Origin of the sequence: Actinomadura rubrobrunea NBRC 15275 (genome assembly GCF_001552235.1) — a bacterium.
GTDB lineage: Bacteria > Actinomycetota > Actinomycetes > Streptosporangiales > Streptosporangiaceae > Spirillospora > Spirillospora viridilutea.
In genome coordinates this window covers 1-22,919 of sequence record NZ_BCQU01000106.1, presented here as the reverse complement: position 1 = coordinate 22,919, position 22,919 = coordinate 1, and the positions used below count along the sequence as shown (strand labels likewise).

Sequence of the window (22,919 nt, the reverse complement as noted above, 5' to 3'; positions counted from 1 at the left end):
GCCCCTCGGCGGGCGGCGGGCCGTCGCGCTCGTCGACCGGTTCCGGTCGGAAGATCCAGGGAGCGGCCCCTGAAGGGGCCGTCACGGGCGGCGGCGGACGTGAGCGGGGGCCGCCGGGCCCGCCCGTCCCGTCCGGACGGTCAGGAGCCCTGGTAGGGGGTCGCGTCGATGATCTCGACGGTCATGCTGCGGCCGTTGGGCAGCGTGTAGGTGGCCTTCTCGCCGACCTTCTTGCCGATGATGGCCGCGCCGAGCGGCGACTTGGGCGAGTACACGTCGATGGGGGCGCCGCTCTCCTCACGGGAGGCCAGCAGGAAGGTGACCTCCTCGTCGTCGCCCTCGAACGCCACGGTGACGGTCATGCCGGGACCGACCACGCCCTCGGTGCGCGGGGCCTCGCCCACGCGGGCGTTCTCCAGGATGCTCTGGAGCTGGAGGATCCGCGCCTCGATCTTTCCCTGCTCCTCCTTGGCCGCGTGGTAGCCGCCGTTCTCGCGCAGGTCGCCCTCCTCCCGCGCCGCCTCGATCTTCTGCGCGATCTCGATGCGGCCGGGGCCCGACAGGTGGTCCAGCTCGGCCTTGAGCCGGTCGTACGCCTCCTGGGTGAGCCAGGTGACGTTGTCAGCGCGGGTCTCGGTCACGGGTACTCCTCATCCACACGTTGCGATTCTCGCTCGCCCGAGGGAGAGCGCCACATCAACATGTAATGCGGCCAGGTGAAACCTCTAGCCTATGCGATGTGTGCGGGTAAAGGTTCCCTCAGGGCGCCGTAGGTAATCTGCCAATCGCCAAGGTCACATGTCGCGGTCCGCGGACCGCGGTTCAGATCTTGCGGCAGTCCTTGATCCGGGCGCCGGTGGCGCGCCGGGACGTCCGCAGAACGTCGTTCCGGGTGATCCCGGACGTCCCCCGCGGAACCGTGATCTCCTTGTACGCCACGACGGCGAAGTCGGTGTCGAAGGCGTCCACCACGCAGCGGACCTCCGCGTCCTTCGGCTTGGCCACCTGGTACCTGATGCGAACGGACGAATCGTCCACGACCGACCACGCGACGGTCTGCGCCGCTATTCCCGGCGTCTGGCCCACGTTGGCCACGATCACTGCCCAGCCGACCGCCATCACCGCGGCCAGCACACCGATGACGGCATAGCCCAGCCGCCCGCCGCGGCGCGGCCGCTCGGGGGCGGAGGAGGCGGAAGGCGCGCTAAGGGCCATGCGGGAATCTCCGTGCGATCCGTGGACGTTGTCAGGGACAATTCTCTTCTGTGGCGGCGCGTGCTCCGTACCGGGGCCCGCGAAACGCCCGTACACGCCGTGCTGAGAGGAAGAACCCCAGGTGTCCGAGCTCATCGACGGTACCGCGCCGGCCGGCGCGCAGGCCGGCTCACGATCGGACGGGCCCGCCGGCCCGGACGGCGGGCGGCTGCGGCTGATGGCCGTGCACGCCCACCCCGACGACGAGTCGAGCAAGGGGGCCGCCACGATGGCCCGGTACGTCGCCGAGGGCGTGGACGTGCTGGTGGTGACGTGCACCGGCGGCGAGCGCGGCGACATCCTCAACCCGGCGATGGAGCGTCCGGAGATCCGGGCGAACATCGCCCGGGTGCGGCAGGAGGAGATGGCGCGGGCCCGCGAGATCCTCGGCGTCCAGCAGCGCTGGCTGGGATTCGTCGACTCCGGGTTCCCCGAGGGGGACCCGCCGCCCCCGCTGCCCGAGGGCTGCTTCGCGCTGGAACCGCTGGAGAAGGCGGCCGAGCCGCTGGTGCGCGCCGTGCGCGAGTTCCGGCCGCACGTGATGCTGACCTACGACGAGAAGGGCGGCTACCCCCACCCCGACCACGTCAAGACGCACGAGATCTCGGTGGAGGCGTTCGAGGCCGCCGGCGACCCGGACCGGTACCCCGGGACGGGGGAGCCGTGGCAGCCGCTCAAGCTCTACTACCACATGACCTTCAACCGGGAGCGCATCCTCACGCTGCACGAGGCCATGGAGAAGGCCGGGCTGGAGTCGCCGTACGGCGACTGGATCGCCCGCTTCGACGAGCGGCCGCAGCTGTGGGAGGTGACGACCCGCGTGCCGTGCGCCGACTACTTCGAGACGCGCGACAAGGCGCTGCTGGCGCACGCCACCCAGATCGACCCCAACGGGTCCTGGTTCGCCTGCCCGCTGGACCTGCAGCGCGAGGCATGGCCGACGGAGGACTACCATTTGGCCAGGTCCCTGGTGGACACCGAACTGCCGGAGGACGACTTGTTCGCCGGCATACGGGAGAGGTGTCTGTCGTGATAACTCCGTCGGCCGTTCCGCTCGACACGGCCATCTCGCTTGCCATTCCGCTCAACGACGACACGGTCACCCCGGGCTTCCTGGGGTTCGGCTTCTTCCTCGCCCTGGGCGCGGCGACGTTCCTGCTGCTCCGGTCGATGAACAAGCGGCTGCGCAAGGTCCAGGCGCTGCGCGCGGCCGAGCTCGAAAAGCAGGAGCAGGAGCGCGCCCAGAAGGACGAGGAGGAGAAGACCGCGAACGGCGCCCGCGGCGACTGACCTGGGCGACTGGCCTGGGCGACTGGCCTGGGCGACCGGCCTGGGCGGCCGTCGTCAGGCCTTGCGGTGGTCCCAGCTGACCACCCGGTCCGGCTCCATGACGACGACGACCCGCTTGGCCAGCGACCGCTCCAGGCCCGCGGCGAACTCGGCGTCGAGGGGCCGCCCCGGCTCCGGGACGGGCAGCCCGGCCATGCGCGCCCCGACCGCCGCGCCGACCCGCAGGCGCACGTCCGGGTCCTCGACGATGCGGCCCGTGCCGTACAGCACGGCGCCGCGCAGCTCGCCGTACTCGACGCCGTCCTCGACCAGGCAGGTCATGGTGGGGTTGCGGCGCAGGTTCTGCACCTTCTGGGACTTGCGGTACGTGGTGAAGGCGATCTTGCCGTCGAGCAGGGCGTAGAACATCGTCACCAGGTGCGGCTCGCCCTTGGGGCCGATCGTGGCGACCTGCACCTTGAACGAGGCGGCCAGGAAGTCGGCGACCTCCTCCGGCGTCATCTTGATCTGCTCGCGCTTGTTCCCGCCCACCGGCCCTCCCCGGGTCCGACACCGACGACGCCGCCAGAATAAACGCTCGCTTACCACCCCCGGGCGCGGACGATGATGGGGTCATGTCCGCACGTGATCTCCTCGTCCTCGGCTCCGCCAGCGCGGTGCCCACCCGGTTCCGCAACCACAACGGCTACCTGTTGCGGTGGGACGGGCACGGGCTGCTGTTCGACCCGGGGGAGGGCACGCAGCGGCAGATGACGCTCGCGGGCGTCTCGGCCCACGACGTCACGTGGATCTGCCTCACCCACTTCCACGGCGACCACTGCCTGGGCGTGCCGGGGGTCGTCCAGCGCATCGCCCGCGACGGCGTCCCGCATTCGGTGCGCGCGGTCTTCCCCGCGAGCGGCGCCGTGTACTGGGAGCGGCTGCGCCACGCCACGGCGTTCGTCGACACCGCCGTCATCGAGGAGGTGCCGATCTCCGGCGACCAGGCGGTGGTCGCCACCGCCCCGTTCACGCTCACCGCGCGGCGCCTGTCGCACCCCGTGGAGGCCTACGGCTACCGCCTGGAGGAGCCCGACGGCGTCACCATGCTGCCCGCGGAGCTGGCCGCCCGGGGCGTGCGCGGCCCGCTCGTCCGGCGGCTGCAGGAGGAGGGGCGGGTCACCGCGCCCGACGGCCGGACGGTCGCGCTGGAGGAGTGCAGCGTGCGGCGCCCCGGCCAGAAGGTCGCGTTCGTCATGGACACCCGGCTGTGCCAGGCCGCCTACGACCTGGCCGACGGCGTGGACGTGCTCGTCATCGAGGCGACGTTCCTGGACGAGGACGCCGCGCTGGCGGCCGAGTACGGCCACCTCACCGCCGGGCAGGCCGGGCGCGTCGCCGCCGCCGGCGGCGTGCGGCGCCTGGTGCTCACCCACTTCTCCGAGCGCTACCGCGCCGAGGACGAGCCGCGCTTCGCCGAGCAGGCCGCCGCCGCGGGCTTCGCCGGCGACATCGTCATCGCCCACGACCTGGACCGGGTCCCCCTGCCCCGCCGCCGGCGGGCCGCGGCGCGGCGCCGGCAGGGAGGGTGAGGCCGCGGGGGATCGGGCAGGATCGGTGACATGAACCGCCTCAAGGACGCGACGAGCCCGTACCTGCTGCAGCACGCCGACAACCCCGTGGACTGGCGGGAGTGGGGCGAGGAGGCGTTCGCGGAGGCCAGGCGCCGCGACGTGCCGATCCTGCTCTCGGTCGGCTATGCCGCCTGCCACTGGTGCCACGTCATGGCGCACGAGTCGTTCGAGGACGAGGCGACCGCCCGGCTGATGAACGACATGTTCGTCAACATCAAGGTCGACCGGGAGGAACGCCCCGACATCGACGCCGTCTACATGGAGGCGACGCAGGCCATGACCGGCCAGGGCGGCTGGCCGATGACGGTGTTCATGACGCCGGACGGGCATCCGTTCTACTGCGGCACCTACTTCCCCCGGCCGCAGTTCCAGGCGCTGCTGCAGGCCGTCCACAAGGCGTGGACGGAGAAGCGCGACGAGGTCGTCGGGCAGGGGCGGCAGGTCGTCGACGCCCTGACGTCGCGGGGCCCGCTGGGGGCGCGGGCCGAGCCGCCCGGCGACGAGCAGCTCGCCGGCGCGGTGCGCGCGCTGGCCGCGTCGTACGACGCGGCGCGCGGCGGGTTCGGCGGCGCGCCCAAGTTCCCGCCGTCGATGGTGCTGGAGTTCCTGCTGCGCCACCACGCCCGCACGGGGGACGAGCAGGCGCTGGCCATGGCCGGGCACACGCTGGAGGCGATGGCCCGGGGCGGCATCTACGACCAGCTCGGCGGCGGTTTCGCCCGTTACTCGGTGGACGACTCGTGGGTGGTGCCGCACTTCGAGAAGATGCTGTACGACAACGCGCTGCTGGCGCGCGTCTACGCGCACTGGTGGCGGCTGACCGGCGCCCCGTTCGCCCGCCGGATCGCCCTGGAGACCTGCGACTGGATGCTGCGCGACCTGCGCACCGCCGAGGGCGGCCTGGCGTCGGCGCTGGACGCCGACAGCGAGGGCGTGGAGGGCAAGTACTACGTGTGGACGCCCGCGCAGCTGCGGGAGGCGCTCGGGGACGAGGACGGCGCGTACGCGGCCGAGATCTTCCACGTCACCGAGGGCGGCACGTTCGAACGCGGCGCCTCGGTGCTGCAGCTGCGCCGCGACCCCGACGACGCCGAGCGCCACCGCCGCGTCCGCGACGCGCTGCTGCGGGCGCGCGGGCGGCGGGTCCCCCCGGCCCGCGACGACAAGATCGTGGCGGCCTGGAACGGGCTGGCGGTGGCGGCGCTGGCCGAGTGCGGCGCCCTGTTCGACCGCCCCGACCTGGTGGCGGCGGCGACGGAGATCGTCCGGCTGATCGAGCGGGTGCACCTGCGCGACGGCCGCCTGGCCCGCACCTCGCGGGCGGGCGCGGCCGGGGCCAACGCGGCCGTGCTGGAGGACTACGCCGACGTGGCCGAGGGGCTGCTGGCGCTGCACGCCGTCACCGGCGACGCCGCGCACGTGCGGCTGGCCGGTCGGCTGCTGGACACGGTGCTGGAGCGGTTCGGGGACGGCGGCGGCGGCTTCTACGACACCGCCGACGACGCCGAGCGGCTGTTCCGGCGGCCGCAGGACCCCACCGACAACGCCACCCCCTCGGGCCAGTTCGCCGCCGCGGGGGCGCTGCTGTCGTACGCGGCGCTGACCGGGTCGTCCCGGCACCGGGAGGCGGCCGCGGCGGCGCTGGCGCCGGCCGCCCTGCTGGCGGCCCGGCACGCCCGGTTCGCCGGGTGGGGGCTGGCGGTGGCCGAGGCGTACCTCGCGGGCCCGGTGGAGATCGCGATCGTGGGGGAGCGGGACGACGAGCGGACCCTCGCCCTGCACCGCACCGCGCTGATGTCGTCCGCCCCCGGCGCCGTGGTGAGCGTGGGGGAGCCGGGGGCCTCGGAGCGGGTGCCGCTGCTGGAGGGCCGCGGACCGGTGGACGGCGCCCCCGCCGCTTACGTGTGCCGCAATTTCGCGTGCCGCCTGCCCGTGACCACGCCCGCCGACCTCACCCGGGAGCTGCATTCCTAGGTCCGGTTGTGGACACGGACCCGACTTCCGCGGATGAAGATCGCTTTTTATGGCAATGTGAGATTGCTCGCGTCGACGGGCGAGTGTTACCTATGAGTAACTGAGGCGGACCTGACGTTCTCCGGGCCGACCGGCCCGAGTGACGCTGGTTACGGTGGGTATCTGGACGCCGGCCGCCAAGATCGGTCATAGCCGCCATGGCCGCGTTCTGGGGGCCGGCCGGGAGACGGACGAGGGAGTGGTCGGGTGCGCGAGCCGAGCCGCCGGATGCTACCGATGATCATCGGCGTGACGGCGGCGACCACGCTCGCCGTCGACGTCGCGGTCCTGCTGGCCCACGGCTCCTCGTCGTCCCCCGGGGCGCGCCCGCAGACGCGCGTCGCCGGCCGGTTCGTCGCCGCGTCCGGCAGCGTCGCGCTCTCGCCGACCGCGGTGGCGCCGCTCGGCAAGCGGCTCACCCCGCACGTGCTGGTGGCCGCGCCCGACACGCTGCCCGCCGACGTCGTCGAGAAGATCCGCGGGATGAAGGGCGTGCGGGGCGTCGAGGTCGTCGACGCCGTCCAGGCCGTGGTCGCGGGCAAGCGGGTGGGGCTGCTGGGCGTCGACCCGTCCACGTTCCGCAACTACACGCCCAAGCCGACCGCCGAGTCCGACGCGCTGTGGCGCAACATCGCCGCGGGCGACGTGGCGGTGTCGTTCGCCATGGGCAGCGACGGCGGGCTGCAGCTCGGCAGCCGGGTCCCGATCGGCGGCAGGCAGCGGCAGAGCCAGGTGCGGGTCGGCGCGTACGCCACGATGGGCATCGCCGACGTCGACGCCGTCGTCTCCCGCGACACGGCCCGCGCGCTGGGCGCGCCCTCCGGCAACGCCGTGCTGATCTCCGCGCCCAAGGTCGACCCCGCCAAGCTGGTCAAGCGCCTGCGCGCCGGGGTGCTGCCCAAGCGGGCCAAGGCGGTGGTGATCGACCCCGCCGTCGACTACCCGAGCGCCGGGGCGCCGTCCGCGGGCGGCCAGGTGATGACCGCCCGGCAGGTGCGGACGGTGATCGAGGCGGCGCGGTCGCGGCTGGGCTGGCCGTACGTCTGGGGCGGCGAGTCGGAGGCCGAGGGCGGCTACGACTGCTCCGGCCTGATGCAGTACGCCTTCGCCCAGGCCGGGATCCGCCTGCCGCGCGTGGCCGCCGACCAGGCCCGCGCCGGCTGGGTGATCCCCTTCGAGAAGGCCCGGCCGGGCGACCTGCTGATCTGGGCCAACGACCCGACCGCGCCCGGCTACATCTCGCACATCGCGCTCTACATCGGCGGCGGCAAGATGATCGCCGCCCCGCGCCGCGGCACCGTGGTGCAGGTGCAGGACGTCTACTTCCGCAACTTCAGGGGCGCGGTGCGCGTCAACCCGCGGCGCGCCGCGCAGATCGCGTACTGACCGCCGCCGCGCGGCCGCAAGCCCAGGGCGCTCCTGCCGCGGGACGACGCCGACGCGCCCGGCGCGGCGCCGACACCCGGGGGCCTCCACTGAACGCGCACGACGGTCGCGGCCCTGTCTGAAAGAAGTCCCCATGACGTCCGGATGACGTGAGGGCGGCTCTCGGGAGACGGCCGCCGCCGAGCGGCGGAGGGGGTGGCCGAGGCGGGGCATGCGGCGTAATTTTGATTACATGACTTCGAGCGAGGCGGTGGAGAAGGTGCGCGGCTGGTTCACCGGCCGCCTGCCGGAGGACTGGTTCGAGGGGCCGGTCGAGATCGTCCTCGACCGGGAGGAGATCAGCGTGGTCGGCCGCCTGCCCGAGCCCCCGGCCGCCCGCGGCGTCTCCGAGACCGAGCGCGCCGCCGTGCTGGCCGGTCACGTCCAGCGCTTCCGCGAGGAGACCCGGGAGCGGCGCATCGCCATCGCCCGCGAGGCCGAGCACCGCTTCGGGCAGAAGGTGTCGTGGGGCGTGGTGTGCGGGGACGTCCGCGAGATGTTCACCACGCTGTCGGTGCCGGTGATGACGCGGCTGCGCCAGCCCGAGCGGCGCGTCCTGGACACCCTCGTCGAGGCCGGCGTGGCGCGCAGCCGCAGCGACGCGCTCGCCTGGTGCGTCCGGCTGGTCGGCAAGCACACCGACAAGTGGCTCGCCGAGCTGCGCGCCGCGCTGGAGCACGTCGAACGGGCGCGCGCCGCGGGCCCCAAGGCGTAGCCGCCCCCCGCGGTCCGGCGGGCGCGTCCCCGTCCGGAGGCATCGCCGTCCGGACGCGATCGCCGTCCGGACGCGCCCGCCTCGGCCGCGACGACGCCCTTCGCGCCGCCCGGCGATGGGGGTTTGCGGCGTTTGCCGCGAAATATGCTTAAAACGCGCATGCGGTGGCAAACGTCCGAGCTGGTAGGACGGCCCCTGCTCACGAGCAATAATTGAGCCTCGTTCTCACAGCAGACGGTTGCGCGAAGGGAAGCCCACATGGGGGTTCGGTGGGGTGACACGCGTCGCGGCGCGGACGGCGGCTCGCGGCGCGACAGGGGCGGCCGCCGCGCGCGCGTGATCGCGGCCGTCCGCCGCAGCGGGCCGTACGCGGCGGTCCGCGACGCGGTCTACCGCATGTACGAGCGCCGCCTCGAGGCGTCGCTCCCCACCGACAACATCCCCCGCCACGTGGGGGTGATCCTGGACGGCAACCGCCGCTGGGCCCGCTCCATGGGCCTGACCGACGTCAGCACCGGCCACCGCGCGGGAGCCGACAAGATCACCGACCTGCTGCACTGGTGCACCGAGGCCGGGGTGGAGGTGGTCACGCTGTGGCTGCTGTCCACCGACAACCTGTCGCGGCCCGCCGCCGAGCTCGACCCGCTGCTGGAGATCATCGAGAACACCGTGCAGAAGCTCGCCGCCGCCGGCTGGCACGTCAAGCCGGTCGGCGCGCTCGACCTCCTGCCCGACAAGACGGCACGTGTCCTCAAAGACGCCTATGAGGCCACATCCGGCGCTCCCGGCCTGATTGTGAACGTCGCCGTTGGGTATGGAGGTAGGCGTGAGATCGCTGATGCGGTGCGCTCACTGCTGCTTGAGCAGGCGGGCAAAGGCACCAGCATCGAGGAGCTCGCCGAGGTCCTCGACGTCGAGCACATCGCGGAGCATCTCTACACGCGCGGCCAACCCGACCCGGACCTGGTCATCCGCACCTCGGGCGAGCAGCGGCTGTCGGGTTTCCTGCTGTGGCAGAGCGCTCACTCGGAGTTCTATTTCTGCGAGGTCCACTGGCCGGACTTCCGCAAGGTCGACTTCCTGCGGGCGCTGCGCTCCTACGCCGCGCGGCACCGGCGCTTCGGTTCCTGAGGATCACCCGCGGGGACACCCGCCGTTCCCGTCGATCGCCGCCCCGGGCGTCCCGGCGACCAGGCTCGTCCGGGAGACGGCCGCGTCCCGGACGCGACGGGGGCGGACTGCGGCGCCACCGGCAATTCCCCTCTGCACAGGGAGATCGAGTGGCCACAACCTCCTCGCGTCGGCCCCTTGCCGGGGGCTCCTCCGGGCCCGCGACCGACGGTCCGGTTCGGCGCACGTACGTCCTCGACACCAGCGTCCTGCTCGCCGACCCGGGGGCGATCTCCCGGTTCGCCGAGCATGAGGTGGTGCTCCCCGTCGTCGTCATCTCCGAGCTCGAGGCCAAGCGCCACCACCCCGAACTGGGCTACTTCGCCCGGCAGGCCCTGCGCGCCCTGGACGACCTGCGGATGGCGCACGGGCGGCTGGACGACCCGGTGCCGGTCGGGGAGATGGGTGGAACGGTCCGAGTCGAGCTCAACCACTCCGACTCCAGCGTGCTGCCGGACGGGTTCCGGCTGGGCGACAACGACACCCGCATCCTGTCGGTGGCCGCCTGGCTGGCCCGCGAGGGCCGCGACGTGGTCCTGGTGTCCAAGGACCTGCCGATGCGGGTCAAGGCGTCGGCGGTCGGCCTGGCGGCCGAGGAGTACCGGGCCGAACTGGCGGTGGTGGAGTCCGGCTGGACCGGGATGCGCGAGCTGGAGGTGCCCGCCGACCGGATCGAGGAGCTGTACGAGCACGGCACGGCCGACCTGGAGGAGGCGCGCGACCTGCCCTGCCACACCGGCCTGCGGCTGCTGTCGGAGCGCGGCTCGGCGCTGGCGCGGGTCCGGCCCGACAAGTCGGTCCGGCTGGTGCGCGGCGACCGCGAGGTGTTCGGGCTGCGCGGCCGCTCCGCGGAGCAGCGGGTGGCGCTGGACCTGCTCATGGACGAGGACGTGGGCATCGTGTCGCTGGGCGGCCGGGCCGGCACCGGCAAGTCCGCGTTGGCGCTGTGCGCGGGCCTGGAGGCCGTGCTGGAGCGCCGGCGCCACCGCAAGGTCGTGGTGTTCCGCCCGCTGTACGCCGTCGGCGGCCAGGAGCTGGGCTACCTGCCCGGCACCGAGAACGAGAAGATGTCGCCCTGGGCGCAGGCCGTCTACGACACCCTGTCCGCGGTGACCACGCCCGAGGTCATCGAGGAGGTCCTCGACCGCGGCATGCTGGAGGTGCTGCCGCTGACCCACATCCGCGGCCGGTCCCTGCACGACTCGTTCGTGATCGTGGACGAGGCGCAGTCGCTGGAGCGCGGGGTGCTGCTGACCGTGCTGTCGCGCATCGGCTCGGGGTCGCGGGTGGTGCTCACCCATGACATCGCCCAGCGCGACAACCTGCGGGTCGGACGGCACGACGGGGTCGCGGCCGTGGTGGAGCGGCTCAAGGGGCACCCCCTGTTCGCGCACGTCACGTTGACGCGCTCGGAACGGTCGCCGATCGCCGAGCTGGTGACCGACCTGCTGGGCGACATCGGAGTCTGACGGTCGCGTCGAAGCCGGACGCGCGCCCCGTCGGTCCTGTGCGGACCGCCGGGGCGCGTCGTTCTTCCGGACCATTGCGGGCGCGCAGCGTGACCGCCGGACACCGTTGCGTGTCATGTGAATAACGTCACAAGATATAGCGATCTTTAGTGGAATCGCAGGTCTCGTCGGGGTTCGGCGCGTGTTACCGGCGGGTTGACAAACGCCACAGAAGCAGCATTCGTCTCATTCTTGTTGCGAAGCCTCCCTTTCCCTCCGGCATTGTTCTCCCCGTAAGCACCCCCCGAGTGGGCCGGGGGTGGAAGCAGCTCGTGCGCGTGACCATGCGCGTGCGACCGTCGGAAGGACCGCCTTGTACGGAGACCGCCCCGGGTCCCCTAGGCGAGACGATCGACAGTCCCCACAGCCGGAGCCGCAGTCGCCCTTCCAGACGGCTCCCTACCGGCCTTCGCGGCAGTACCCCCACGAGACCGACGTGCGCGTGGCGGGGGCGGCCGCCCGTCCCGCCGACGGATTCGGCGGATCCGGCGGTGACACCGCCACGATGCAGGCCGTCCCCATGGACGAGCTTCCGCACGACCCGTACGGCGCCCCGGACGCGCACGGAGCGCCCGAGGCCGTCCGCGACGAGATCGAGGTCGGCCCCGGGACGCCCGAGGTGCCGGCACCGCGCCGCAAGCCCGCCAAGGCCCGCAAGCCCGCCAAGGCCCGCAAGCCCGCCAAGGCCGGGCGCCGGAACAAGGCGCCCGCGGCCCAGGCGGCGGCCGGCGCCGCCGGCGAGGGCGGCGGGCGGAACGGCGGGCAGAACGGCGGACGCACCGGGCTGAAGGTGGCCGCGGTGGCGGCCGGCGCGCTGGTCGTGGTCGGCGGCGGTGCGGCCGCGGCGCTCGTGGCGAGCGGCGGCGACGACGACAAGGCCGTGGTGCAGCCGTCCCCGCTGGCCGACGCCCCCAAGCAGCCGACAGTGGACGTGGAGGCCCTCGCCGCCGCGCGGCACAAGCAGGCGGTGGAGCGCGCCTCCCGCTACGCGCGCAAGGAGACCGCCCGGCGGCCCGTCCTGATGCCGAAGGGCACCCCGCTGCCGACCGAGAAGCCGGAGGAGTCGGACGACGACGGCGGGGCGCCGACGGCGGGCAACCCGATGCCCGTGGGCGAGGCCCAGGCGTACGCCAAGGCGATCATGCCGAAGTACGGGTTCGACCCCGACACCCAGTTCGGCTGCCTGGTGAAGCTGTGGGACAAGGAGAGCGGCTGGAACTACCGCGCCACCAACCCCTCCTCGGGCGCCTACGGCATCCCGCAGGCGCTGCCCGGCTCCAAGATGGCCAGCGAGGGCGCCGACTGGCGCACCAACCCCAAGACGCAGATCCGCTGGGGTCTCGGCTACATCAAGAGCCGGCACGGCACGCCGTGCGGTGCGTGGCAGCACTCGCAGACCAAGGGCTGGTACTGACGACCGTCGATCGACCGCCCCGGGACGTTCTGGTCAGGCGTCCCGGGGCGGCTCGGCGTTGGTCATCGACAGCACGTCGAGGGCGGCGTCGAGCTGCTCCAGGGTGAGCCTGCCCTCGTCGACGTACCCGCGTTCCAGCACCACCTCGCGGATGGTCTTGCGCTCGGCCAGGGCCTGCTTGGCGACCTTTGCGGCCTCCTCGTAGCCGATGTACCGGTTGAGCGGCGTGACGATCGACGGGGAGGACTCGGCGTACTCGCGCAGCCGTTCCGCGTTCGCCTCGATGCCCGCCACGCAGCGGTCCGCCAGCAGCCGCGCCGCGTTGGCCAGCAGGGCGATCGACTCCAGCAGGTTGCGGGCCAGCATCGGCAGCATGACGTTGAGCTCGAAGCTGCCCGACGCGCCGCCGAACGCGATGGCCGCGTCGTTCCCGATGACCTGGGCGGCCACCTGGGCGACCGCCTCGGGGATCACCGGGTTGACCTTGCCCGGCATGATCGACGAGCCGGGCTGCAGGTCGGGCAGCCGGATCTCGGCCAGCCCCGCCCGCGGCCCCGAGCCCATCCAGCGCAGATCGTTGACGATCTTGGTGAGGCCGACCGCGACGGTGCGCAGCGCTCCGCTGGTCTCCACCAGGGCGTCCCGGGCGCCCTGGGCCTCGAAGTGGTCGCGCGCCTCGGTCAGCGGCAGCCCCGTGCTCCGGGCGATCTCGGCGATGACGCGCGGCGCGAAGCCAGGAGGCGTGTTGACGCCGGTGCCGACGGCGGTGCCGCCCAGCGGCAGCTCGGCCAGCCGCGGCAGCACCGCCTCCAGCCGCTCCACCCCGTAGCGGACCTGCGCGGCGTACCCGCCGAACTCCTGGCCGAGCGTGACCGGCGTGGCGTCCATCAGATGGGTGCGGCCCGCCTTGACCACCGTGGCGAACTCGGCGGCCTTGCGCCCCAGCGCCCCCTCCAGATGCCGCAGCGCCGGGATCAGGTCGCCGATCACGGCGCCGGCGGCGGCGATGTGGATGGACGACGGGAACACGTCGTTGGACGACTGGGAGGCGTTGACGTGGTCGTTGGGATGCACGGGGCGGCCCAGCCGCTCCTGCGCCAGCGTCGCGATGACCTCGTTGGCGTTCATGTTGGACGACGTGCCGGACCCGGTCTGGAACACGTCGACGGGGAACTGGTCGTTCCAGCGGCCGTCCGCGACCTCCAGGGCCGCCTCGCGGATCGCCTCCGCCATGTCCTTGTCCAGGACGCCGAGTTCGGCGTTGACGGTGGCGGCGGCGGCCTTGATGTGTCCGAGCGCCGCGATGTGCGCGGGCTCCAGCGTCCGCCCCGAGATCGGGAAGTTCTCCACCGCCCGCTGCGTCTGCGCCCGCCACTTGGCGTCGGCGGGGACGCGCACCTCGCCCATGGAGTCGTGCTCGATCCGGAACTGTGCGTGCTCGCTCATGACGGCCTCTCGGGTCTGACGTCGGTTCTGCTGTGAGCAGCTTCCGAGACGGCCTCGCACATTCCCGGAGACGTCCGGGACATGCCGGGGAGGTCGGTCGGATTCCCGGGGACGTCCGGCGCGTGCGCGGGGCGGCCCCGGGGCCGATCAGCTCCTCGGGGTCTCCTTGGTGAGGGTGTAGGTCCGCCGTTCGCCCGGACGGCCGAGCGGCTTGCGCTCCCCGTTGACCCACACGTCGCACGCGGACGCGTCGTGGATCACGGCGTTGAGGCGGGGCTGGTCGTACTGGCGGGCGGCGCCGCGCGGCAGCGTCTCGTCGGTGAGCACGTCGGTGGTGGGGCCGGGCACCGACACGAAGATCTTGCACCGGTCGGTGCGGGCGCGCACGACCAGCGTGGCCGAGGCGGCGCCGGGCGGGGCCGCGCCGTCGTCCTCGGCGGCGGGGGACTGCGTGGCGGTCGCGGACGACCCGGCGCGCGGCGGTTCCGAGCCCTCCCGGGACATGCCGATGATCAGCGCGGTGGCGCCGATGCCGCAGGACGCCACCGTCGCCCCGGCCAGCGCGAGCGCCGCCACCATGCGCAGCCGCGGGGGCGGCGGGCGGCGGCGGCTCGAGCGCGGCCCGGTCATGGCCCGTTCCAGCCGGTCTTTCGCGCGGGCGTGGCTGAGGCGCCGGGTGGGGTTCTTCTCGAGCAGCCCGGTCACCACGGGGGTGAGCGGCCCGGCGTTGCGCGGGATCGGCGCGGGCTCGTTGGCCAGCGCGCTCAGGGTCGCCATCACGTTGTCGCGTTCGAACGGCGGGCGGCCCTCGAGCGCGGCGAACAGCGTGGCGCCCAGCGACCACAGGTCCGAGCGCGGGGTGGCCTTCTCGCCGGCGGCGACCTCCGGCGCCACGTACGCGGGCGACCCCATGAAGTGACCCGACTTGGTCAGGCTCGCCGCGCCGTCGGAGTGGCACAGCCCGAAGTCGGTGAGCACCACGCGGTCGCCGTCCAGCAGCACGTTGCTGGGTTTGAGGTCGCGGTGGACGATCCCCGCGCGGTGCGCGACCTCGAGCGCCTCCAGCAGTTGGCGGCCGATGGGCGCGACCCGCTCGGGCGGGAGCGGGCCGGACTGCCGGATGATCTGCTCCAGGCTGGGCGCCTCGACCAGTTCCATCACGATCCACGGCCGCCCCTGCTCGATCACGACGTCGTAGACCTCGACGATCGAGGGGGTGCGCAGCTGGGCCGGAGCCCGCGCCTCCCGCAGGGTGCGCCGGTAGAAGACGACCCGGTCCTCCTCGGACAGGTCGTCGGGCACCCGCAGTTCCTTGACCGCCACGGCCCGGTCGAGAAGGTCGTCGTGCCCCTTCCAGACCGTGCCGTTGGCGCCTTGGCCTATCTCCGAGACCAGCCGGTAGCGCGTCGCGAGAACGAGGCGCTCTGACTGAGACATGGCGCACAAGATACCGGAGTGACCAGCTCTAGGTGGGTGACTGGCCCTTGCCGGAATTGGCACGTCGCGCCTAGCGCCGTCCGATGGTCAGGAGAGGACCGGTGGTGTCGGCGAAGAAGTCGTTGCCCTTGTCGTCCACCACGATGAACGCCGGGAAGTCGACCACCTCGATCTTCCAGACCGCCTCCATGCCCAGCTCGGGGTACTCCAGGACCTCCACCTTCTTGATGCAGTCCTGCGCCAGGCGCGCGGCCGGGCCGCCGATGGAGCCCAGGTAGAAGCCGCCGTACTTCTTGCACGCGTCGGTGACCTGCTGCGACCGGTTGCCCTTGGCGAGCATGACCAGCGAGCCGCCCGCCGCCTGGAACTGCTCGACGTAGGAGTCCATGCGCCCGGCGGTCGTGGGGCCGAAGGAGCCGGAGGCGTACCCGTCGGGCGTCTTGGCGGGGCCGGCGTAGTAGACGGCGTGGTCGCGCAGGTACGACGGCATCGGCTCGCCCGCGTCCAGCCGCTCCTTGATCTTGGCGTGCGCGATGTCGCGCGCCACCACCAGCGGCCCGGTCAGCGACAGCCGGGTCTTGACCGGGTAGCGGCTCAGCTCGGCGCGGATCTCGTCCATGGGCCGGTTGAGGTCGATGCGCACGACCTCGCCGCCGAGCTCGTCGTCGGTGGTGTCCGGCAGGAAGCGGGCCGGGTCGGTCTCCAGCCGCTCCAGGAACACGCCCTCCTCGGTGATCTTGGCGAGGGCCTGCCGGTCGGCGCTGCACGACACCGCGATCGCCACCGGGCAGGACGCGCCGTGCCGGGGCAGCCGCACCACGCGCACGTCGTGGCAGAAGTACTTGCCGCCGAACTGCGCGCCGATGCCGAGTTCGCGGGTCAGCTCGAGCACCTGCTCCTCCAGCTCCAGGTCGCGGAAGCCGTGGCCGAGCGGCGACCCCTCGGTGGGCAGGGCGTCCAGGTAGCGCGCGGACGCGTACTTGGCGGTCTTGAGCGCGTACTCGGCGGACGTCCCGCCGACCACGATCGCCAGGTGGTACGGGGGGCAGGCCGCGGTGCCCAGCGAGCGGATCTTCTCCTCCAGGAAGGCCATCATCCGCTTGAGGTTCAGGACGGCCTTGGTCTCCTGGTACAGGAACGACTTGTTGGCGCTGCCGCCGCCCTTGGCCATGAAGAGGAACTTGTACTCGCCGCCGGACGTGGCGTACAGCTCGATCTGCGCGGGCAGGTTGGTGCCGGTGTTCTTCTCCTCCCACATGGTGAGCGGCGCCATCTGGGAGTAGCGCAGGTTCAGCCGGGTGTAGGCGTCGAACACGCCGCGGGAGATGTGCTCCTCGTCGCGGCCGTCGGTGAGCACGTGCTGGCCGCGCTTGCCCATGACGATGGCGGTGCCGGTGTCCTGGCACATGGGCAGCACGCCGCCGGAGGCGATCCCCGCGTTCTTCAGCAGGTCCAGCGCCACGAACCGGTCGTTGGGGCTGGCCTCCGGGTCGTCCAGGATCTTGCGGAGCTGCGCCAGGTGGGAGGGCCGCAGCAGGTGCGCGATGTCGCGCATGGCCGTCTCGGTGAGCAGCCGCAGCACCTCCGGCTCGACCTGCAGGAACCTCCGCCCGCCCGCCTCGAACGTCGACACGCCGTCGGAGGTCAGCAGCCGGTACTCGGTGTCGTCCGGGCCGGTCGGCAGCAGGTCCGTGTAGGAGAACTCGGGCATCGATGAACCTCGCGCGCTCATGCTCGCGGGCGCACCCGGCAGGGCGCGCCCGCGACGTGGGTGGGCCGCCCTACAGCGTACGACCGCCGCGTCGCGGCACGGCGCAGGGGGACGGGCCGCTGGTCCACGCGTGACGGGAATCGGCGTCCCGAACGCTGAACCTGATGTGACGGATCTGCATCTTCCCCTCGACCGGTCCGCCGGGCGGCTCGCCACACAGATCGCCGCCGGCTTCCGCGCGGCGATCCGCTCGGGACGGCTGGCCCCCGGGACGCGGCTGCCTTCGAGCCGCGACCTGTCCCGCGACCTCGACGTGTCCCGCGGCGTCGTGGTCGCCGCCTACGAACAGCTCGTCGCCGAGGGCTTCCTGCTCGCGCGGCGCGGCGACGGAACCCGGGTCGCGCCCCTGGCCCACCCCGACGACTCCCCGCGGCGCGGCCCGCGGTCTCGGCACGTCGCGTCAGCGGCGCCGAAGGCGACCGTGCGCAAGGCGCCCGTCCAGGAGCCGCCGCCGGCCCGGGAGACGCCCGCCGCCGACGCGCGGCGATCCGACGGCGCGTTCGCCTACGACCTGCGGCCCAACGTTCCGGACCTGGGCGCCTTCCCCCGGACGCGGTGGCTGGCGACGATGCGCGCGGTGCTGCGCGACCTGCCGAACGACGAGCTCGACTACGCCGACCCGGCGGGGGTGCCCGCGCTGCGCGCCGAGCTGGCCGGATACCTCGGCCGCGTCCGCGCCGCGCACGCAGGCCCGGAGCAGGTGGTGGTGATGAACGGCGTCGCCCAGGGGATCGCGGCCGCCGTGCGGCTGCTCGTCGAGGACGGGCACCGCGTGCTCGCCGTCGAGGACCCCGCGAGCGTGCGGCAGCTGCCCATGCTGGAGGCCGCGGGCATCCGGGTGGTGCGCGTCCCCGTGGACCGCGACGGCCTGGACGTCGACGCGCTCGCGCGCACCCGGGCGCGCGCGGTGCTGGTGACGCCCGCGCACCAATACCCGACGGGCGTGGTGCTGGCTCCGCAACGCCGCGCCGCTCTCGTCGCGTGGGCGCGCAAGTCGGACGCCGTCATCCTGGAGGACGACTACGACGCGGAGTTCCGCTACGACCGCGACCCCGTCGGGTGCATGCAGGGCATCGCGCCCGAACGCGTCGTCCTGTTCGGGTCGGTGAGCAAGTCCCTGGCACCGGCCATGCGGCTGGGATGGGTCGTGGCGCCGCCGCACATGGCCGAACGGCTGCGCGCCTACCGCGCCCGCACCGACCTCGGGCACCCGGTGGTGGAGCAGTACACGCTGGCGCGCTTCATCTCCGAAGGCGCATACGACCGGCACCTGCGTGTCATGCGGCGGCAGTACCGCGCCCGCCGCGACGCCCTAGTAGATGCGCTGCGCGTCCACGTGCCCGATGCGACTGTGCGGGGAATCTCCGCCGGGATCCACCTGTACCTGGAACTGCCCCGGGGATGCGACGAGGAGGCCGTCGTCGAGGCCGCCGCCCGCGCGGGAGTGGCGGTGGCCGGGGCCGCGCCCCTGTGGTCGGCCGCCCGCGCCGGGCAGGCGCCCGCGCTGGTGCTCGGCTACGCCCGGCTGCCGGAGGCGCGCCTCGCGCGCGCGGCCGAACTGCTGGGTAAGGCGGTTACGGAGGGTGCCGGAGGGTAGGAAGAGACTCCCGCCCCCAAGGGAGGTCTGTGATGAGTCTGGACGAGGCCGCGCGGCAGCTGAAGATGGCCGCGCACGACGCGCAGGTGGCGTTCGACTGCGTCGGGCTGGGAGACCTCGAAAGGGCTCAGGAGCACGCGGTCACCGCCCGGGCGGCCGTGGACGCCGCCGAGGCGGCCCTGGCCCGCGCTCTGCAGGACATGACCCCCGAGGAGGCGCAGGCCGCCGGGGAACGCGCCGTCATCGCCCTCGAAGACGCCTGATCGGCGTCCGGCCGACTCGCCCGACCGCCGGGCGTCCCGTTTCGGGAGGCCCGGCCGTGAGCGTCGGGTCGCGTGCTCAGACGGCCGGGCGCTCCATCGCCGGAGCGCCCGGCCGCGCGGTCGCGTCCGCCACGGGGTCGAAGCCCTTGGCCGTGGCGAACACCAGCAGCACCAGCGCCGTCGGCACGATGAACGCCAGCCGCAGCCCGTGGTCCGGGTGGACGGGCGCGATCGCCCCCACCACGGCCGCGCCGGCGACGAACCCCACGTAGTTGAAGACGTTCACGCGCGCCACGGCCACGCCGAGCCCCGTCGGGTCCACCTTCGCCGCGGCCGAGAACGCCACCGGGGCGATCACGCTGAGGCCCAGCCCGGCCGCCGCGAACGCGGCGATGGCGACGGCCGCGTTCGGCGCGGCGACCACGCCCGCCATGCCGACCAGGCCGACCGCGCCGCCGGCGCGCACCACGCGCACCGGGCCCGAGCGCCGCACGCCGAAGTCGGCGGCGGTGCGGCTGACCACCATCGCGATCTGGTAGGCCACATAGCCCAGCGGGGCCACCCAGCCGTCGCCGGACAGCTCGTCGGCCAGGTACTTGGCGCCGTAGTTGGACAGGGCCGCGTCGGCGAGATAGGCCACGGCCATCGCGGTGCCCACGACGAGGATCGGCCGCCACGGGACGCGCCGCCCGGCCGCCTTCAGCTCCTCGGCGCTCGGTCCGTCGCCCTCCTCGTGCCGCGTGTACAGCAGGCGCCCGGTGCCGAGCGTCCCCGCCAGGCCGACCGCGGCGGCCGCCGCGAAGCAGGCCGGCAGCGGCAGGTCGATCCGGTTCGACAGCGACGCCCACAGGCCGCCCAGGATGCCGGCGACGCTCCACACCGCGTAGCAGCCGGTGATCAGGCTCATGCCGTAGCGGCGCTCGACCGCGACGGCCTGGGCGTTCATCGCCGCGTCCACCGCCCCGACGAACAGCCCGAACAGCGCCGCCGCCGCGTAGAGCGCCGCGTCGCCGCCGGTCGCCCCGATCAGCACCACCGTGAGGCACACGGCCGGCTGCGTGACGCGCAGCACCGGCCCGCTGCCGGCGCGCGCGAACACCGCCCCCGCCAGGACGCTGCCCAGCCCGGCGATCACCGGCACCATCAGCAGCACCAGCGACAGCGCGGCGTCGCTGAGGCCGTGGGCGTCCTGCACGCGCGGCACCTGCGTCACCAGCGTCGCGAAGCACAGTCCCTGCACGGCGAACGCGGTGGAGGCGGCCAGCCGTGCCCGCCGGTCCCGTCCGGTGATCTGCGCGGTCATGCGGCGCCCGCCTTCCTGCCACCGGGCCGAAGGTGAGAAAAATTCGCGTCAGGGTGGCAGTGCGCCAGGGTACCGGCAGCGCGGCGCCAGCGAAACGGCCGCTTCGGGGGAAGGCTGCGGGAATCAGTCGATCAGGCGGCGGCGCATGCCGCGGACGGTCAGCAGCCACATCAGCGCGGAGAACACCACCAGGAGCGCCAGATGCCCCAGGTCGGCAAGCGGACGCAGCCCGAACACCGCGTGCCGCACCAGCTGCACGCAGTGGTACAGCGGGTTGGCCAGCGCCACGTACCGCGCCCACTCCGGCAGCGCGTCCACCGGGAAGAACGTGCCCGCCACCAGGAACAGCGGCGTCACCACGCCCGTGATGACGTAGTCGAACGAGTTGATGGACGGCACCACCGTGGACGTCCACATCCCGAACAGCGCGAACCCCAGCGCCAGCCAGAAGACCACGAACGGCACCAGCAGCATGCCGAGCGACGGGTCCAGGCCGAAGAACAGCGCCACCAGCAGCGGCGTGCACGAGTACACCGACGACTTGGCCGCGATCCACAGCGCCTCGCCGGTGACCAGCTCGTGCACGTCCACCGGCGTCGCCAGGATCGCGTCGTAGGTGTGCTGGAACACCCTGCGGATGTAGCCGTTGAACATGCCGGGGAACACGGCGGTGAACAGGGCCGCGATGCCGACCACGCCGGTCGCCATGAAGTCCAGGTAGCGCATCCCGGACACGACCGCGACCAGCGACCCGAACCCGTAGCCGAACGCCAGCAGGTAGAACGTCGGCTCGACGGTCGCCGCGAACGTCTGCGACCTCCAGTAGCGGCGGAACAGCGCCAGCTCGTGCCGCCAGATGCCGCGGATGGGCGCCAGCTCGAACGCGCGCAGCGGCCGCGGCGGCGCCGGCCGGTCCGCCGCGCCGCCCGCCGTCCCGTGGGACGCGGTCATTCCACCTTCTCCCCGGTGAGCACCACGAACACGTCCTCCAGGGTCGCGGCGCGGTAGGCGCCGTCCGGCCCCAGCTCGTCGGCCAGCGACGGCGGCATCGACTCGGCCTTCAGCACCGACACCGACGGGCCGGTGCGCCGGGTCGGCAGCCCCGCGGCGTGCGCCAGCCGCTCGACCTCCGCCAGCCGCTCCGGCGGGCCGGAGTGCTCGACGACCCGCCGCCCGGCGTGCTCGGCGATCAGCGCGGCGGGCGCGCCGCGGGCCACCACCCGGCCGCGCGACATCAGCGCGCAGTCGTCGGCGAGCCGCTCGGCCTCCTCGATGTAGTGGGTGGACATCAGCACCGTCGTGCCGCGCGAGCGCAGCCCGTCGATCAGCCCCCACAGCTCGGCGCGGACCTGCGGGTCCAGGCCGACCGTCGGCTCGTCCAGCAGCACCAGCGCGGGCCGGTGCACCAGCCCGCGCGCGATCAGCAGCCGCCGGCGCATGCCGCCCGACAGGTCGTCGACCTTGGTGTGCGCGCGGCCGGTCAGATGCGCCAGGGCCAGGGCGTCCTCCACCGCCCGCCGCCGCTCGCGCCGCGGCACCCGGTACAGGTGCGCGAACACTTCCAGGTTCTCCCGGACGGTCAGCTCCTCGTCAAGGTTGTCCTGCTGCGGCACGACGCCCATCGCCGCCCGCACCCGCTTGGACTCGGCGGGCACCGGCAGCCCGAGCACGCGGATCGTCCCCTCGTCGGCGATCGCCTGCGCGGTCAGCAGCTTCATCGTCGTGGACTTGCCGGCGCCGTTCGGGCCGAGCAGCCCCAGGCAGGTGCCCGGCGCCACCTCCAGGTCGAGGCCGTCCACCGCGGTGAAGTCGCCGAAGCGTTTGACGACGCCGCGCAGGCTGACGGCGGCCGCGCCCTCGCCCGCCGGCTCCCGGACGGAGCTCCGCGCATCACGCTCGCCGATCATGCGGCCACTGTAGGTGGCGGGCCGGACGAACCCCAGAGGTTTTTCCCGCCGTGGACGCCCCTTTCCCCGTCCGTGCCCCGGCGGCGCGGTGTCCGCGGCGCGGCCGGAGCGGCGGAGGCGGCCGCTACCCTCTAAAACGTGGAGATCTCCGGCCGACGCCCCCCGGAAGCGCCGAGCGTGCGCGACCTTCGCGCCTCCGACGCCGACCGGGAACGCGTGGCGGCCGTGCTGCGGGAGGCGCTCGCCGACGGACGGCTCACCGTCGAGGAGCACGCCGAACGCACCGAACGCGCCTACGCCGCCCGCACCCTCGGCGAACTGACCGGTCTCACCGCCGACCTCGTCCCCCGGGAGAGCCAGCCGATCCTGGTCGACGACCGTCCGGTCACGGTCATGTTCGGCCGGGTGCGCCGGGAGGGCCGGTGGGTGGTGCCGGTCCGGCTGCCGCTGCTGGCGCTGTTCGGCACCGTCGAGCTCGACCTGCGCGAGGCCGTGCTGCAGCGGCGGCACGTCGTGCTGGACGCGCTGGTGCTCGGCGGGCGCATCCGCCTGCTGGTGCCCGACGGCGTCCGCGTGGACGTCACCGGTCGCACCGTCCTCAGCACCCGCGACGTGCGCACCCGCCCCTACGGCGAGGGCCCCACGGTCGAGATCGGCGGCACGATGATCTTCGGTTCGGTGCGGGCCCGCGCGCCCAAGCGCTCACTGCGCGAACGCGTCCGCGGCCGCCTCGGCCGCCGCCGCTGAAGTGCGCCGCGGGCGCCGCCGGACGGCCGGCCGCGCGGGCGCCGGG

The 22,919-nt window shown here is 73.5% G+C and carries 21 protein-coding genes; 12 read left to right on the top strand and 9 right to left on the bottom strand.

What is annotated here, in order from left to right:
* Positions 1 to 140: 140 nt before the first annotated feature.
* Both greA and AR3_RS25065 read right to left on the bottom strand, forming a co-directional pair.
* Positions 141 to 641: a transcription elongation factor GreA gene (gene greA, locus AR3_RS25070; protein ID WP_067917457.1), complete on the bottom strand. Its 501-nt coding sequence runs from the start codon at positions 639 to 641 to the stop codon at positions 141 to 143.
* 181 nt (positions 642 to 822) lie between these two features.
* Positions 823 to 1,215, bottom strand: coding sequence for a DUF4307 domain-containing protein (locus AR3_RS25065; protein WP_067917455.1), 393 nt, complete (start codon positions 1,213 to 1,215; stop codon positions 823 to 825).
* Between the two features lie 217 nt (positions 1,216 to 1,432).
* Here AR3_RS25065 and mca point away from each other — a divergent pair, with 217 nt between their 5' ends.
* Entirely contained in the window at positions 1,433 to 2,287 is an 855-nt protein-coding gene (mca, locus tag AR3_RS25060; protein WP_067917465.1) for a mycothiol conjugate amidase Mca, read from the top strand.
* The gene (locus AR3_RS25055; RefSeq protein WP_227022952.1) at positions 2,284 to 2,544 is read left to right on the top strand and encodes a hypothetical protein; all 261 of its coding nucleotides are present in this window, start codon (positions 2,284 to 2,286) and stop codon (positions 2,542 to 2,544) included. Before mca ends, AR3_RS25055 begins: the two co-directional genes overlap by 4 nt.
* 54 nt (positions 2,545 to 2,598) lie before the next feature.
* Here the strand turns inward: AR3_RS25055 and AR3_RS25050 are convergent, their stop codons facing one another.
* The gene (locus AR3_RS25050; RefSeq protein WP_067917453.1) at positions 2,599 to 3,075 is read right to left on the bottom strand and encodes a pyridoxamine 5'-phosphate oxidase family protein; all 477 of its coding nucleotides are present in this window, start codon (positions 3,073 to 3,075) and stop codon (positions 2,599 to 2,601) included.
* A gap of 83 nt (positions 3,076 to 3,158) precedes the next feature.
* On the opposite strand from AR3_RS25050, the gene AR3_RS25045 reads away from it, so the two are divergent.
* The 7 genes from AR3_RS25045 (at position 3,159) to AR3_RS31555 (ending at position 12,402) form a co-directional block, all read left to right on the top strand.
* A complete protein-coding gene (locus AR3_RS25045; protein WP_067917451.1) occupies positions 3,159 to 4,115 on the top strand; it encodes a ribonuclease Z in 957 nt (318 codons plus the stop codon).
* Positions 4,116 to 4,145: 30 nt separating this feature from the next.
* Positions 4,146 to 6,131 (top strand): thioredoxin domain-containing protein, encoded by a 1,986-nt coding sequence (locus tag AR3_RS25040; protein ID WP_067917449.1) that lies wholly within the window; start codon positions 4,146 to 4,148, stop codon positions 6,129 to 6,131.
* Between the two features lie 246 nt (positions 6,132 to 6,377).
* On the top strand, positions 6,378 to 7,556 hold the full coding sequence (locus AR3_RS25035; RefSeq protein ID WP_067917447.1) for a C40 family peptidase: 1,179 nt from the start codon (positions 6,378 to 6,380) through the stop codon (positions 7,554 to 7,556).
* A 232-nt stretch (positions 7,557 to 7,788) separates the two neighbouring features.
* Positions 7,789 to 8,310, top strand: a complete 522-nt coding sequence (locus AR3_RS25030; protein ID WP_067917445.1) for an ATP-binding transcription factor AbmR — start codon at positions 7,789 to 7,791, stop codon at positions 8,308 to 8,310.
* A gap of 258 nt (positions 8,311 to 8,568) precedes the next feature.
* Entirely contained in the window at positions 8,569 to 9,441 is an 873-nt protein-coding gene (locus AR3_RS25025) for an isoprenyl transferase (protein WP_083951940.1), read from the top strand.
* Between the two features lie 149 nt (positions 9,442 to 9,590).
* Positions 9,591 to 10,949 (top strand): RNA 5'-3' helicase PhoH2, encoded by a 1,359-nt coding sequence (locus AR3_RS25020; protein ID WP_067917443.1) that lies wholly within the window; start codon positions 9,591 to 9,593, stop codon positions 10,947 to 10,949.
* A 481-nt stretch (positions 10,950 to 11,430) separates the two neighbouring features.
* On the top strand, positions 11,431 to 12,402 hold the full coding sequence (locus AR3_RS31555; protein WP_174545483.1) for an aggregation-promoting factor C-terminal-like domain-containing protein: 972 nt from the start codon (positions 11,431 to 11,433) through the stop codon (positions 12,400 to 12,402).
* Positions 12,403 to 12,435: 33 nt separating this feature from the next.
* Here AR3_RS31555 and AR3_RS25010 read toward each other — a convergent pair whose 3' ends face one another.
* The 3 genes from AR3_RS25010 to AR3_RS25000 all read right to left on the bottom strand — a co-directional run bounded on the left by AR3_RS25010 (position 12,436) and on the right by AR3_RS25000 (position 16,996).
* Positions 12,436 to 13,848 carry a class II fumarate hydratase gene (locus AR3_RS25010; RefSeq protein ID WP_067917439.1) on the bottom strand — a complete coding sequence of 471 codons (1,413 nt, stop codon included), beginning with the start codon at positions 13,846 to 13,848 and terminating at the stop codon, positions 12,436 to 12,438.
* A gap of 147 nt (positions 13,849 to 13,995) precedes the next feature.
* Positions 13,996 to 15,285 carry a serine/threonine-protein kinase gene (locus AR3_RS25005; protein WP_067917437.1) on the bottom strand — a complete coding sequence of 430 codons (1,290 nt, stop codon included), beginning with the start codon at positions 15,283 to 15,285 and terminating at the stop codon, positions 13,996 to 13,998.
* 70 nt (positions 15,286 to 15,355) lie between these two features.
* A complete protein-coding gene (locus AR3_RS25000) occupies positions 15,356 to 16,996 on the bottom strand; it encodes a fumarate hydratase (RefSeq protein WP_067917435.1) in 1,641 nt (546 codons plus the stop codon).
* A 166-nt stretch (positions 16,997 to 17,162) separates the two neighbouring features.
* Here AR3_RS25000 and pdxR point away from each other — a divergent pair, with 166 nt between their 5' ends.
* Both pdxR and AR3_RS24990 read left to right on the top strand, forming a co-directional pair.
* Entirely contained in the window at positions 17,163 to 18,653 is a 1,491-nt protein-coding gene (gene pdxR, locus AR3_RS24995) for a MocR-like pyridoxine biosynthesis transcription factor PdxR (protein WP_067917434.1), read from the top strand.
* 32 nt (positions 18,654 to 18,685) lie between these two features.
* Positions 18,686 to 18,916, top strand: a complete 231-nt coding sequence (locus AR3_RS24990; protein WP_067917433.1) for a hypothetical protein — start codon at positions 18,686 to 18,688, stop codon at positions 18,914 to 18,916.
* Between the two features lie 76 nt (positions 18,917 to 18,992).
* On the opposite strand, the gene AR3_RS24985 is transcribed toward AR3_RS24990, so the two are convergent.
* From AR3_RS24985 to AR3_RS24975, 3 genes are all read right to left on the bottom strand, one after another.
* Positions 18,993 to 20,219 carry an MFS transporter gene (locus AR3_RS24985; RefSeq protein WP_067917431.1) on the bottom strand — a complete coding sequence of 409 codons (1,227 nt, stop codon included), beginning with the start codon at positions 20,217 to 20,219 and terminating at the stop codon, positions 18,993 to 18,995.
* Positions 20,220 to 20,342: 123 nt separating this feature from the next.
* Positions 20,343 to 21,170 (bottom strand): ABC transporter permease, encoded by an 828-nt coding sequence (locus AR3_RS24980; RefSeq protein WP_067917429.1) that lies wholly within the window; start codon positions 21,168 to 21,170, stop codon positions 20,343 to 20,345.
* Complete coding sequence (locus AR3_RS24975) at positions 21,167 to 22,126, bottom strand: ABC transporter ATP-binding protein (RefSeq protein ID WP_083951932.1); 960 nt, start codon at positions 22,124 to 22,126, stop codon at positions 21,167 to 21,169. The genes AR3_RS24980 and AR3_RS24975 overlap by 4 nt, the downstream gene beginning before the upstream one ends.
* 138 nt (positions 22,127 to 22,264) lie before the next feature.
* Between AR3_RS24975 and AR3_RS24970 the strand changes: the two genes are divergently transcribed.
* A complete protein-coding gene (locus AR3_RS24970; RefSeq protein WP_083951930.1) occupies positions 22,265 to 22,873 on the top strand; it encodes a DUF1707 SHOCT-like domain-containing protein in 609 nt (202 codons plus the stop codon).
* Positions 22,874 to 22,919: the final 46 nt, after the last annotated feature.